The sequence below is a fragment of the Methylobacterium sp. FW102-HT35C08 genome (assembly GCF_058790235.1).
Map to the genome: position 1 here is coordinate 452,037 of NZ_JBYTCL010000002.1, position 12,964 is coordinate 465,000.

The 12,964-nt window shown below is 70.3% G+C and carries 8 protein-coding genes (1 of these 8 running past the window's edge); 4 read left to right on the plus strand and 4 right to left on the minus strand.

Annotated features, from left to right (window positions below):
• Window positions 1-15: 15 nt before the first annotated feature.
• Window positions 16-1,668: an acetolactate synthase large subunit gene (locus AC3WSN_RS02285; protein WP_091786109.1), complete on the minus strand. Its 1,653-nt coding sequence runs from the start codon at window positions 1,666-1,668 to the stop codon at window positions 16-18.
• 260 nt (window positions 1,669-1,928) lie between these two features.
• Here AC3WSN_RS02285 and AC3WSN_RS02290 point away from each other — a divergent pair, with 260 nt between their 5' ends.
• Window positions 1,929-3,419 (plus strand): DUF2252 domain-containing protein, encoded by a 1,491-nt coding sequence (locus AC3WSN_RS02290; RefSeq protein ID WP_492536066.1) that lies wholly within the window; start codon window positions 1,929-1,931, stop codon window positions 3,417-3,419.
• A 9-nt stretch (window positions 3,420-3,428) separates the two neighbouring features.
• Here the strand turns inward: AC3WSN_RS02290 and AC3WSN_RS02295 are convergent, their stop codons facing one another.
• A complete protein-coding gene (locus AC3WSN_RS02295) occupies window positions 3,429-4,367 on the minus strand; it encodes a LysR family transcriptional regulator (protein WP_492536068.1) in 939 nt (312 codons plus the stop codon).
• Between the two features lie 1,450 nt (window positions 4,368-5,817).
• The gene (locus AC3WSN_RS02300; protein ID WP_492536070.1) at window positions 5,818-7,461 is read right to left on the minus strand and encodes a GMC oxidoreductase; all 1,644 of its coding nucleotides are present in this window, start codon (window positions 7,459-7,461) and stop codon (window positions 5,818-5,820) included.
• 251 nt (window positions 7,462-7,712) lie between these two features.
• On the opposite strand from AC3WSN_RS02300, the gene AC3WSN_RS02305 reads away from it, so the two are divergent.
• From AC3WSN_RS02305 to gluQRS, 3 genes are read left to right on the plus strand one after another with little or no spacing between them, the layout of a single operon-like run.
• Window positions 7,713-9,752: an ATP-binding protein gene (locus tag AC3WSN_RS02305; protein WP_492536072.1), complete on the plus strand. Its 2,040-nt coding sequence runs from the start codon at window positions 7,713-7,715 to the stop codon at window positions 9,750-9,752.
• A gap of 48 nt (window positions 9,753-9,800) precedes the next feature.
• Window positions 9,801-10,082 carry a hypothetical protein gene (locus tag AC3WSN_RS02310; protein ID WP_192711487.1) on the plus strand — a complete coding sequence of 94 codons (282 nt, stop codon included), beginning with the start codon at window positions 9,801-9,803 and terminating at the stop codon, window positions 10,080-10,082.
• The gene (gluQRS, locus tag AC3WSN_RS02315) at window positions 10,079-10,942 is read left to right on the plus strand and encodes a tRNA glutamyl-Q(34) synthetase GluQRS (protein ID WP_492536074.1); all 864 of its coding nucleotides are present in this window, start codon (window positions 10,079-10,081) and stop codon (window positions 10,940-10,942) included. The genes AC3WSN_RS02310 and gluQRS overlap by 4 nt, the downstream gene beginning before the upstream one ends.
• Window positions 10,943-10,957: 15 nt before the next feature.
• Here the strand turns inward: gluQRS and AC3WSN_RS02320 are convergent, their stop codons facing one another.
• Window positions 10,958-12,964, minus strand: partial view of a M23 family metallopeptidase gene (locus AC3WSN_RS02320; RefSeq protein WP_492536076.1) — the 3' portion only. 18 nt of this gene lie beyond the right edge of the window; only the last 2,007 of its 2,025 coding nucleotides appear in the window; the start codon falls outside the window, past its right edge; the stop codon is at window positions 10,958-10,960.

The following is a 12,964-nucleotide window of genomic DNA, read 5'->3' on the forward strand; positions in this document are numbered from 1 at the left end:
ACTGCGACGCCGAGCTCACTCGGCGGGCTCGAAATCCTTCACCTTGGCGCGCAGCTCGTCGACCAGCACGCGGGTGTTCTCGGAATAGTCGATCGGCACCGCCACGAGATGCACCCCGCCCGCCGCGAAGGCGCGATCCAGCGTGGGTACGAGGTCGTTGACCGACTCGACCCGGTGGCCGGTGGCCCCGTACGACTTGGCGTAGAGGACGAAGTCCGGGTTGTTGAAGGTCATGCCGTAATCGGCGAACTTGTCGACCGCCTGCTTCCAGCGGATCATCCCGTAGGCCGAGTCGTCGAGCACCAGCACCACGAGATTGAGCTTGAGCCGGACCGCGGTCTCCATCTCCTGGCTGTTCATCATGAAGCCGCCGTCGCCGCACACCGCCATGACGCGCCGCTTCGGGTAGAGCATCGCCGCCATCATGGCCGAGGGCAGGCCCGCGCCCATCGTGGCCAGCGCGTTGTCGAGGAGCAGCGTGTTGGCGACGTAGGTGCGGTAATTCCGGGCGAACCAGATCTTGTACATCCCGTTGTCGAGGCAGACGATTCCGTCCTCGGGGATCACCCGGCGCACGTCGCGCACGAGGCGCTGCGGCGTCACCGGGAAGCGGTCCTCGCCGGCCCGGTCGCCGATATGGCTGAGGATGTGCTCGCGCAGGTGCAGCAGCGCGCCCGCGTTCGGGAGCTTGCCGTCGAGCTTGTCGGCCAGCAGCTTCAGCGTCGGCCCGAGGTCGCCGACCACCTCGGCGTCGGGGTAATAGACCTGCTCGACATTGGCCGGCATGTAGCTGATGTGCAGGACCTTCTGGTCGGCCTGGCCCATGAAGAAGGGCGGCTTCTCGATCGTGTCGTGACCGATGGCGATGATCAGGTCGGCCTTGTCGATCGCCTCGTGGACATAGTCGCGCTCGGACAGCGCCGCGGTGCCCATGTAGAGGTCGGTCCCGCCCGCGACGGTGCCCTTGCCCATCTGGGTGGTGAAGAACGGGATGCCGGTGCGCTGCACGAAGCCGCCGAGCTCGCCGGTGGCGCGGGGGCGGCTCGCGGCGGCGCCCAGCATGACCAGCGGGCGCTTGGCCCCGAGGATCATGGCGGCGGCGCGCTCGATCGCGGCCGGATGGGCGACCGGAATGTCGATCGGGTGGGAGGGGACGAGGTCGGCCTCGGCCTCCTCGGCGGCGATGTCCTCGGGAAGCTCCAGCAGGACCGGGCCGGGCCGCTCCTCGGTGGCGACCCGGAAGGCGTCGCGCACGATGGTGGGGATCGAGGAGGCCGAAACGATCTGCCGGGCCATCTTGGTGATCGGCTTCATCGACGAGATCACGTCGACGATCTGGAACTTCGCCTGGCGCGAGGTCAGGATGCCCTTCTGGCCGGTGATGATGATCATCGGCATGGCGCCGAGATGCGCGTAGGCGGCCCCGGTGGAGAAGTTCAGCGCGCCCGGGCCCAGCGTCGAGAGGCAGACGCCGGGGCGGCCGGTGAGACGGCCGTGGGTGGCGGCCATGAAGCTCGCCGCCTGCTCGTGGCGGGTCAGGACCAGCTCGATCTTGGAGTTCCTCAGGGATTCGACGACGTCGAGATTCTCCTCGCCGGGGATGCCGAAGATGCGATCGACGCCCTCGTTCTCGAGAGCGGCGACGAGGAGATCTGAACCCTTGGGCATGCGACGTCTCGCTGATGCAACGGCGGCCGATCGGGCGTCCGGCCCGGTTCCGGCCCGCTGGTCGCGAGACCGTGAACGGCGCGGGACGACAGACGCCCTCGAATAGTCGAACGGTTAGAGGGCTCACCCGGAGAGTGGTCAAGGCCCGGTCACGGCTGAACAGTCACAGAGCCGGGCAGATGCTATCTGTGCAAGACTGTCGGCATCTCGGAACGGCGCGGCACGGTCAAGGTTGTCCCGCCTGAAGGGATCGGGAAAACATGGATCGGGCGGCGAGCAACGGGACTGAACTGCCGCACGGTCAGGCCCAGTCCGACGGCGGGGCCGATGATCCGGTGCTGGCACCGATCGCGGATTTCCCGCGCATCGACCTGCGGGTCGGCGTCGAGTCCTGGGACAAGCGCCGGCACGCCGGCAAGCGCCTGCGCGGCGAGGTTCCCCACGCGGCGCAGGCCGCGCTCGCGTCCGATCCGGACCGTCCCGATCCGGTCGCGCTGATCGAGGCGGCGCACCGGGGGCGGCAGCCGCACCTGATCCCGCTGCGGGTCGCCCGGATGGCGACGTCGCCGTTCGCGTTCCTGCGCGGGGCCGCCCACGTGATGGCCTGGGACCTCTCGCGCGGGCCGCGCAGCGGCATCGACGTGGTGATGAACGGCGATGCGCACCCCGACAATTTCGGCCTGTTCGGCACGCCGCAGCGCGACATCGTCCTCGACCTCAACGACTTCGACGAGGTCACGATCGGCCCGTGGGAATGGGACCTGAAGCGTCTCGCCGCCGGCATCGCGGTCGCCACCGCCGATGCCGGCGTTCCGGGCAGCGCGCGCCACGCCGCCGTGAAGGAGGTGGTCGCCGGCTATCAGCACACGATGCGGCGCCTCGCGCCCCAGGGCTCCCTCGACGTCTGGTACCAGACCACGCGGGCCGACACCCCGCAACTCACCGGGATCCGGATGGATGCCGAGGCCCGGGGGGTGGTCCGGCGGGCGGTGGACAAGGCGCGGCGGCGCAACAACCGCAACCTGCTCGGCCAGCTGGCCGAGCGGCGCACCGACGGCAGCTGGCGCCTGCAGGTGGACCCGCCGATCCTGACAGCCGTGGACGATGCGACGCGGGACGGGATCGTGACGGGGCTGGAGCGCTATGCCGAGACCCTGCCGCGCGAGCGGCGCTTCATGCTCGACCGCTATCACGTCGTCGACGTCGCCCACCGCGTCGTCGGTGTCGGCAGCGTCGGCACCCGGGCCTACGTCGCGCTCCTGTTCGGAAATTCCGACGCGGACGCGCTCTTCCTCCAGGTCAAGGAAGCGGTCCGCCCGGCCCATGCCCCCTACCTGCCGGGCATGCCGGCGCCCTATGCCGGTCACGAGGGCGAGCGCGTGATCTACGGCCAGCGCCTGCTCCAGGCCGTGGGCGACCCGCTGCTAGGCTGGACCAGCATCGCGGGCCGGCCCTACTACGTGCGCCAGATGAAGAACCTGAAGGGGGCGATCCCGCTGGCCCGCATGTCCGGCGTCTCGCTCCTGACCTTCGCGTACGCCTACGGGGTGCTCCTCGCCCGGGCCCATGCCCGGACCGGCGACGCGGCGGCGATCACCGGCTATTGCGGCAGCGGCAAGCACCACGACCTCGGCGGCGCGATCGCCGACTGGGCGGCCGCCTACACGGAGCGGAACGCGGCGGATTACGCCCTGTTTCGCGACGCCATCGCGAGCGGGCGCCTGGAGGCGGCCGAGGACCCGTGCCTATGAGGCTGCGCATCAGATGATGCCGAACTCCGGCGGCTCGTGAGCCAGCCGGACCAGCAGGTCGCGCAGCCAGCGATGGGCCGGATCGCGGTCGTAGGACGCGTGCCAGAGCATCGAGACCGCCACGTCGTCGAGCGGCACCGGGACCGGGCTGACGCTGAGCGCCAGGGCGCTGGCGAAGGATGTGGCGAGCCGGGCATGCATGGTGGCGATCACCGGCGCGGCGCGGACCAGGAACGGCACGACGAGGAAGCGCGGCGTCGTCACGGCGAGAGTCCGCGACCGGCCGATTAGGGCGAGCGCGTCGTCCACCACCCCGTGCGCGGTCTCGCGCAGGGAGGTCAGGACGTGGGGAAAGCGCAGGTAATCGTCGAGGCCGATCGGCGGCTGGAGGCCGATCAGCGCGGCGTTGAACAGGACCACGTAGCTGTCCCGGTAGAGGAGCCGCTGCTTGTGGTGGATCTGCCCTTCCGAGAACAACCCGATGGCGAGATCGACCCGGTCTGCGTCGAGTTCGTCGAGGATCCGCGCCCGGTCGACGGAGCGGAGCAGCAGCCGGATGCCGGGCGCCTCCCGGCGGAGTTCCGCGATCAGCCGCGGCCCGAGCAGCACCTCGACACTGTCGGGCAGGCTGACCGTGAAGCTGCGCTCGACGGTCTTCGGATCGAACCGCTCCTCCCGGTGCACCAACGCCTGGACCTGCCGGAGCGTGGCGCGCAGGGGCTCGGCGATCTTGAGCGCGCGCGGCGTCGGCCGCATCCCGTCGGGCGCCCGGGTGAGGAGTTCGTCGTCGAACAGGCGGCGGAGGCGGGCGAGGCTCGAGCTCATCGCCGATTGGCCGATGCCGACCCGGGCGGCCGCCCGCGTGACGCTGCGCTCGTCGAGCAGCGCGTCGAGGGCGACGAGCAGGTTCAGGTCGATCCGGGTGAGGTCGATATGGTCGATGGCCACGCGCGTCGCGATCGATGAGGGCTCGGACGCCCGACATAGCAGACGCGGCGGTCTGCATCTCGCCCTCATCCCGGGGCCGCGCAGTGGCGCCCGAGATCCAGACGCGCCGACGCGCCAGCACTCGGCACCACCGGTGTCTCTGGGTTCCGGGCTCGCCTGCGGCGCCCCGGAACGACGGTGCGGGACGCAGGACCGAGAGGGAAGCGCCGCATCACCGCAAGCCGCCCCGTCATCCCGGGGCCGCGCAGCGGAACCCGGGATCCAGACACGCCGACGCGCCAGGACCTGCACCCCCGGCGGCTCTGGGTTGCCCGCCTGCGGCGTGCTCCTCCGGGTCCGGGCTCGCCTGCAGCGCCCCGGAACGACGATGCGGGGCGCCGCACCGAGAGGAAAGCGTCGCATCACTGCAAGCCGTCCCGTCATCCCGGGGCCGCGCAGCGGAGCCCGGGATCCAGACACGACGACGCGGCAGGACCTGGCACCGTCGGCGGCTCTGGGTTGCCCGTCTGCGGCGTGCCCCTCCGGGTCCGGGCTCGCCTGCGGCGCCCCGGAACGACGATGCGGGGGCGTTATACACTCAGCAGCGCGGCGCAGGGCACGCTCCGCCCTTGACAATGTTCCTATTTTGTGCTCATTAGCCGCCACCTGCCCACGGCGGCCCGGGAGCGATCCCGGGGCGTCCTTGACGGGGCCCGCCCGGTGGCTGACCGGGCAGGTCCGTGGCGCGGGGCGGTGCCCGCGTCGGTGGCTCTCAGCCGCCATCGCCCCGGGCGGCGTGCCGGTACGGGGCGTGTCTCGGTGGCGGGCGTGAGACCGGGCGGCAGTCTGCCCGGCGGGGGCCGAAATGTCCCCGCGCCGACCCGCCACTGGGCCGACCCTACGCACCCTGCGGATCCGCCCAATACGAGGCGGGCACACGGCTGGAAGGCCACGGCATTGATAGCGGGTTCCGGAGGCGCGTGCGCCTCGCCTGAGACCGCTTGGCAGGCCGGCGCAGGACCGGGACGTCGGAGACACCGCGACGAGAAAGACGGCACCGGCCGGGGACCATGCCCGGTCGATGCCGCGGGCGTCGCGGGGATCGGATCCCGCGCGTTGACTGGCCGACACCTGGGTTCCCGCGGCGTCCCGCGTCCCGCGCGTTCGTCTCTTGGGCCATGCCCCCGGCGCCGAACGGCGCGCGGGGACGATCGCGCATGGCGGGCGGTAACCTGCCTGCCGGACGCTTTGCCGATTTCCCACCCTGCGCCGTCATTCCGGGGCGCCGCAGGCGAGCCCGGACTCGGAGGGGCACGCCGGAGGCGGGCAATCCAGACACGCGTCGTCGCCGGATCTGCCGCCGCGGCGGCTCTGGATCCCGGGCTCCGCTGCGCGGCCCCGGGAGGACGGCGTGGCGGCAGGCGGCTCGGGCCCTCCCACAGTCGGGTCTTGCCGGCCTACTATGAAGGCATCACGCCGGGACAGGCTCGCGCGGCTCGGTGTGGTCGAACAGCCGGGGCGGTGCGATCTCGTCCCGGGCGCCCATCCGCTGGACGAGGTGGTCGGCCACCCGCAGGGCGTTGGCGATGATCGTCAGGGTCGGGTTCACGGCGCCGATCGACGGGAAGAAGCTCGCGTCGGTCACGTAGAGATTGTCGAGCTCGTGTGTCTTGCAGTTGCGGTCGAGGACGGAGTTCGCGGAATCGTCTCCGAATCTGAGCGTTCCGGCTTGGTGCGCGGTGCCGCCGATCGGGACGTTCTTGCCGAGATAGAGCGAGCGGTCGAACAGGTGCGGATGGATATCGGTGAAGGCGCAGATCTCCTGCAGCTTGTGCCGCAGCCGCTTGTGCGCCTCGACGTTCGTCTCCGTAAGATCGAGGTGGACCTTGCCGTCCCGGTAATAGACCCGGTTCTGGGCCAGAGGAATGTCCTCCGAGGTGAGCCAGAAATCCACCGAATGCTTGGCGATCCAGTCGAAGGGCTTGTTGGGAAACCATTGCAGGAAGCCCGGCAGGCCCTCGCCATGGATCTGGACCCCGTCGGACTTGCCGACCATCTGGATGTGCCCGAGCGGGAAATCCCAATCGTCCTTCGGATCCGGGTCGCCGAAGTAGAAGTCGTTGAGCCCGAGGGTCTTCTGGAACCGGGTCGGGTTCGGCGTCTTCGAGATCGCCAGCACCGTCGAATTGTTGTGGCGCATGTAGTTGCGGCCGACTTGGTCCGAGCCATTGGCCAGGCCGTTCGGGTGCCGGTCGCTCGCCGAGCGCAGCAGCAGCAGGGACGAGGACAGCGCGCCGCAGGCCACCACGACGATGTCGGCCGAGGCCTCGAAGGGATCGCCGTCACGGGTGCCGACGACGCCCGTCACCGTGCGGCCGGCCGGGTCCGTGACAAGACGCTCGATATAGGTGCGGGTGAGGAGCGTGAGGTTCGGGCAGTCCCGCAGGGCGGGGTCGACCACCATGGTCTGCGCATCCGACTTGCCGTTGGTCGGGCAGGGGAAGCCGTCGAAGGACTCGCACTTGATGCAGGGCGACGTCGAGACCGCCCGCCCGTCCTTCTCGACGAGCCGCACGCCCACCGGCAGGTGGAACGGCTGGTGGCCGGCCTGCTTGAGATTGTCGAACAGCTCCTGGATCCGCGGCTCGTGCGAGATCGGCGGATGGGCGTAGGGCTTGTTCGACCACGGCTCGGTGGGATCCTCACCGCGCAGGCCGTGGACGTGGAACAGTTCCTCCGCGGCTTGATAATACGGCTCGAATTCGTCGTAGCCCACCGGCCAGGCCGGCGCGATGCCGTCCTGATGGAGGATCTCGGAGAAGTCCTTCTCGCGCAGCCGGAACAGGACCGAGCCGTAGAACTTCGAGTTCCCGCCGACGTAGTAGTGAAGCCCCGGATGGAAGCTGCTGCCGTCCGAGGAGTACCACGTCTCCTTGGCCTGGTAGTAACCGTCGACGATCACGGCCTGGCTGTCCCAGTTCCGCGGCTCACGCAGGAGATAGTCGCCGCGCTCGATCAGCAGGATGCGTTTGCCGGTCTGGGCCAGGCGCCACGCCATCGTCCCGCCGCCCGGGCCGGACCCGACGATGATGACGTCATAATGCTCGCCGGGCATGTGCGGTCTCCGTCCGGGCCTTTGTCCTGGCCTTTGTCCTGGCCTTTGTCCTGGCAGGCAACTCGCGAGCCGCTGTTCGGATCGCGCTCTGGTGGCGTTTCCGGCAGATACGCCTGGGCCGCGGCCGGTCTAGGGCCGCCGCGCCGCATTCGGCGAATGCCGCAACAGCCGGTTAAGCGCCTTTCCCAACGCCGCCTTCAGCTTCGCCTGCGATCCTGCACCCGAACCGGCCTGCCGCCGGGGAGGCACGGATGATCAAGGATATCGCGCTGGTCCTGGCACTCCTGATCGCCGCGACCCTCGCCCTGGGACGCTGGCGGGGGCGCGGTGTGCCCGACGACGGGAACGAGGCCGAGCGGATGCACGACCGCCTCTGGCGGATCAGCGAGAGCGAGGACCGCTATCGTGCCCTGGTCGCGGCGACCACGGAGGTCATCGTCCAGCGGGATGCGAGCGGCCGCATCACCTACGCCAACGAGGATTTCGCCCGGCTCCTCGGCCGCGAGCCGATCACGCTGCTCGGCTCGCAGATCGATTTGGAGATCCTGGAGCGCGGCACGGTCGAGGTCGGGGAGGACGGCGTGCGCCGCATGGAGGCGCAGGTCCGCTCGGTCGACGGACGGGTCCGCTGGTTCGCCTTCGTGGAGATGCCGGTGGCGCACGGCGACGCGATGCACTGGCTGCGCGCCGGCCGGGACGTGACGGCGCGCGTCGAGGCGATCCGCAGCCGCGATGCCGCCCTGGAGAAGGCCGAGGCGGCGAGCGTCGCGAAATCGCGCTTCCTGGCCACCATCAGCCACGAGATGCGTACGCCGCTCAACGGCATCTTGGGAATGGCCGATCTCGTCCTCGGGACCGATCTCAATCCGGAACAGCGCACCTATGTCGAGGCCGTGCGGACCAGCGGCCAGGCGCTGCTCGGTCTGATCGACGGCGTGCTCGACTTCTCCCGGATCGAGGCCGGCCGTCTCGATCTCGCGGCCGAGCCCTTCGACCTGCCGGCGCTCGCCGAGGGCGTGGTCGAGCTGCTGGCGCCCCGCGCCCAGGACAAGGGTATCGAGATCGCCCTCGACGTCGCCGAGGACGTGCCCCCGAGCCTGCTGGGCGACGCCGACCGGGTGCGGCAGATCCTGATCAACCTCGCCGGCAACGCCATCAAATTCACGGAACGCGGCGGCGTCGGCGTGAGCCTGACCTTCACGCGCTCCGAGGCGGGTGACGGGGAGGTGGTGATCGCGGTCTCGGATACCGGCCCGGGTATTCCGGAGGATCGGCTGCCGATCCTGTTCGAGGAGTTCGAGCAGGGTGATGGCAGCGCCAGCCGCAGCCACGAAGGGACCGGGCTGGGTCTCGCCATTACCCGGCGTCTCGTGACCCGGATGGGCGGGCGCGTCGAGGCGGAATCGCGGGTGGGACGCGGCTCAATCTTCCGGGTGACGCTGCCGCTGCCGGACGCGCGCGGCGCCCAGCGGCGAAGACGTGGTCCCGCCGTGCGCCTGAACGCCCAGCGCTGCCTGATCGTCGCCGATTCACCCTACCAGGCTCCCTATCTCGCGCGCAGCCTGTCCCGGGCCGGCGCCGCGACCGTGATCGTGGACAGCCTGGAATCCGGCCTCGACGCCCTGTCCGGCGCAGCCTTCGACGTCGTGCTGGCGGACCGGGCGCTCGGGGACGCGGCGGTACGGCAGATCGCCGACGCCGCGCGCGCCTGCGGCGTGCGCTGCAGCCTCGTGCTGCTGTCGCCCTTCGACCGGCGCGGCTTCGGTGCGCCGGGCGCCGCGGGCTTCGACGGCTACTTGATCAAGCCTGTCCGGGCGCGATCCCTGTTCGAGCGCCTGCTCGCGCTTCCCGCCTCGTCGGAGACCGCCACGACGCCCGCCGCGCCGGCCCTGCGGTCCGGTGCCGGCCTGCGAGTCCTGCTGGCCGAAGACAACCCGATCAACGCGCTCCTGGCGACCCGTGCGCTGGAGCGGCTCGGCGCCGAGGTCGTCCACGCGATGGACGGCGTGCAGGCGCTGGAAAGGCTGAACGCCGGCGGGCCCTTCGATCTCGCGCTGATCGACGTGCGGATGCCGCGCCTCGACGGCCACGAGACCGCCCGCCGGATCCGTGCCGCCGAATGCGAATCACCCGACACCCATCGGCTCCATCTCGTCGCACTCACGGCGAATGCCGGCCCGGAGGACGAGCGCGCCGCCCGGGAAGCGGGGTTCGACGGCTTCCTGGCCAAGCCGCTCAACGTGAAACTGCTTCCGGCTCTGCTGGAACGCCGGACGGCGCGCGCGGCCTGACGGGTCCCGCGTTGACAGCGGGGCACACCCCGCGCCAACAGGATCTCCATGTCGACAGCCACCGCCCCGTCGCCCGCACCGCGCTCATCGAGCGGCGCGCTCGCCGCGTGGGGAACGGCGATTCTCGTGATCGCGACCGTACTGCTCGGCGCGCTGCTGCCCGCCCGGCACGCACCGGCGCCGCGCTCAGCCGCCGAGGATCCGGCGTGCCTCGAATGGAGCGACGGCTGCACGGTCTGCCAGCGACTTCCGGAGGGGCCGGCCTGCTCGCTTCCCGGGATCGCCTGCCAGCCCGCCACTCCCCATTGCCTGCGCCATCAAGACGGGTGAGGTCCGGAACGCCGCTCCTTCGTTTCGCACCGAGCCCGAACGGGCGCCTCCATCTCGGCCACGCCTATTCGGCGCTGCTCAACGCCGATCTCGCCGCCAGGATGGGCGGCGTGTGCCGCCTGCGGATCGAGGACATCGATCCGCAGCGCTCGAAGCCCGAGCTGATCGAGGCGATCGTCGAAGACCTCGCCTGGCTCGGGCTGACCTACCCGGAGCCGGTGCGGCGTCAGTCGCAGCATATGGGGTCCTACAAGGCCGCGCTCGATCGCATGATCGCGGGAGGATTCGCCTATCCCTGTTTCTGCTCGCGCGGGCAGATCCGGGCCCGGGTCGGGGCCGGCGGCGCGACCGCGTGCGATCCGGACGGCGTTCCGCTCTATCCCGGAACCTGCCGCACGCTCGAAGCCGGATTGGTGGCCGACCGCCTCGCCCGCGGCGAGCCACATACCTGGCGCCTCGACATGGCGGCCGCCCTGCGGAAAGCACCCGGGCCCTACGGCTACTGCGCCTTCGATGAGGCCGGCGCCTATCAAGTCGCCGCCGAACCAGCCCGCTGGGGTGATGCGGTCATCGCGCGGCGCGACGTGCCGACGAGCTATCATCTGTCGGTGGTCCACGACGATGCGGAGGAGGGGGTCACCCACGTCGTCCGCGGCCGCGACCTGGAGGCCGCCACCGATCTCCACGTGCTGCTGCAGCGCCTGCTCGGTCTTCCCGGGCCGCGCTATCGGCATCACCTGCTGCTTCTCGACCCCGCCGGTGAGAAGCTCGCTAAGTCGCGCGGCTCGCAAACTCTTGCGGACCTCCGCGCCTCGGGAGTGACCCCCGAGGCGATCCGCGCACGGCTCGGCTTCACCTGATCCGAATGCTGCGGCTCAACGCACCACCGCGTCGCGCTGGGCGAGTGCCGTGGCGCTCTTGGACTTCTGCATGGTCGCGTCGATCTGCTCGCGCTGACGCTTGAACTCGGCGAGCAGCCGCCCGTCGAGCTCGCGGCCGCGCGGCACGCGGATCTTCATCGGGTCCACGAAATGGCCGTTGATGATCACCTCGTAGTGGAGATGCGCGCCGGTCGACAGGCCGGTGGAGCCGACATAGCCGACGATCTGCCCCTGCCGAACTTTGACGCCCTCACGGATGCCGCGGCCGAATCGGGACATGTGGTTGTAGGTGGTGACGTAACCGTTGACGTGCTGGAGCTCGACCCGGTTCCCGTAGCCGGAGGTCATCTCGGCGCGGATCACCACGCCGTTGCCCGCCGCCATGATCGGGGTGCCGATGGGATTCGACCAGTCAACACCGGTGTGCAGCTTGGCATAGCCGAGCACAGGATGGCGGCGGTAGCCGAAACCTGAGCGCATGATCCCGTCCGCGATGGGTTTGCGCAGCAGGAACTTCTTCAGAGAGCGTCCCTGATCATCGAGATAGTCGATCGTGCCGTCATCCGGGGACTGGAAGCGGTAGACCTTGCGGGTCTCGCCGCCCAGCGTCAGGGCGGCATAGAGCAGGTCCGGCCGGTCTGCGCTCGCCTCGTCGTCGTAGGTGTAGAACACGTCGAGCCCGTCGCCGCTGGCGATCCGGCGCTGGAAATCCAGGTCGTAGCTGAACACCCGGACGATATCCTCGACGGTGGCACGGGGCAGATCGTGGCGCGCCGCGGTCTCGTAGAGGCTCTGATAGAGACGGGGTCCGGAGCCCGAATCCTCGTCCTCATCCTCGCCGGCCTCCGCCTGGGGCTGCGGCTTCGCGGCGGGGGCTTCCTCGACGGGCGGCGCCACCGAGACGAAGGCGCCCCGGTCGTTGAGGGCGGCGATCGCCTCGATGCCGTTCTCTCCGTAGAGCACCACGCGGGTGACCTGACGCGGATCGCCGGGATGAGAGCCGGGGGCGATCTGCACGCGCATTGCCTGGCCTTCGTTGAGAGCAGCGGTCTTCGCCTTGCCGCCGAGGGCCGCGACCACGCCGCGGATCGCCTCATCGCCTGCGAAGCCCGTAGCCTTGAGCGTGCTCTCGAGGGTCTCGCCGCGCTTGAGGGCGAGGTCGCGCTCTTCTACCAGCGGCACATCGTTCGGCTTCAGCTCGGTCTTGGCGACCTTGGTGACGTTCTCGGGGACGACCAGCACCTCGATGGACTTGAACGGATTCGCCTCCTTCGATGCCGTCCCGTCGCCGTCGGCCGATCCGCCCTGCTGCAGGGTTCGCGACAGCATGATCTGCGGGGCGATCGGGATGGCGGCGCGGCGCCCGGCCTCGGCGGCGATGCGGCGCTCCTCCTCGACCTGGGCGGTGACGTCGTCGTCGGTGAGCGCGGGCGCGCTGGCATCGACCGCCGCGTCGCCGAGATCGCGTTTGACCACGGTGACCTCCGCGCTCGGCGCGTCCGCCGCGGCGTCGGGCGCGCGCTCGAGCGGCTCGTCGGAGACGAACTTCATCGGGTCGAAGCGCGGCGGCTCCGCAGCATAGACCCCGGTGGTCATCGACAAGGGCGTGCTGAGCCGGACGAAAGCCTTCGCCTTGATGATCTCGCGATCCCCGAGACGGACGGTCACGGGCGCGCGGAAGCTCTGCTTGGCGGAAGCGACCATCAGATTGCGCACGAGGCGGTCGCCCTTGCGGGCGATGTTGGCCCCGCTCTCGCTCGGCAGCGGCCGCGCCACCACGGTTGCCCTCTCGGGAATCGCCGCGAAAGAGATGTCACCCTGCAGCGAGACGTGGAGCGCGGCTGCGATCAGACCCGCGCCGGTCAGACCCGTGAGCGTACTGGCGCAGAGCCACCGCAAATTCACCGCCCGCCGGTCGATCTGGGACGTTGAGGCGCCGAGATGATCGAGGGGGGCATGCACCCCGTAGGCCGGGGCGAGGGCAGCCACATCGCCGATCTT

What these genes read in the sequence shown, in the direction of transcription:
- AC3WSN_RS02310 (WP_192711487.1), top strand. Translation starts at nt 9,801, where the DNA reads ATGTCGACAGCCACCGCCCCGTCGCCCGCACCGCGCTCATCGAGCGGC.
- AC3WSN_RS02300 (WP_492536070.1), bottom strand. Translation starts at nt 7,461, where the DNA reads ATGCCCGGCGAGCATTATGACGTCATCATCGTCGGGTCCGGCCCGGGC.
- AC3WSN_RS02285 (WP_091786109.1), bottom strand. Translation starts at nt 1,668, where the DNA reads ATGCCCAAGGGTTCAGATCTCCTCGTCGCCGCTCTCGAGAACGAGGGC.
- AC3WSN_RS02305 (WP_492536072.1), top strand. Translation starts at nt 7,713, where the DNA reads ATGATCAAGGATATCGCGCTGGTCCTGGCACTCCTGATCGCCGCGACC.
- AC3WSN_RS02290 (WP_492536066.1), top strand. Translation starts at nt 1,929, where the DNA reads ATGGATCGGGCGGCGAGCAACGGGACTGAACTGCCGCACGGTCAGGCC.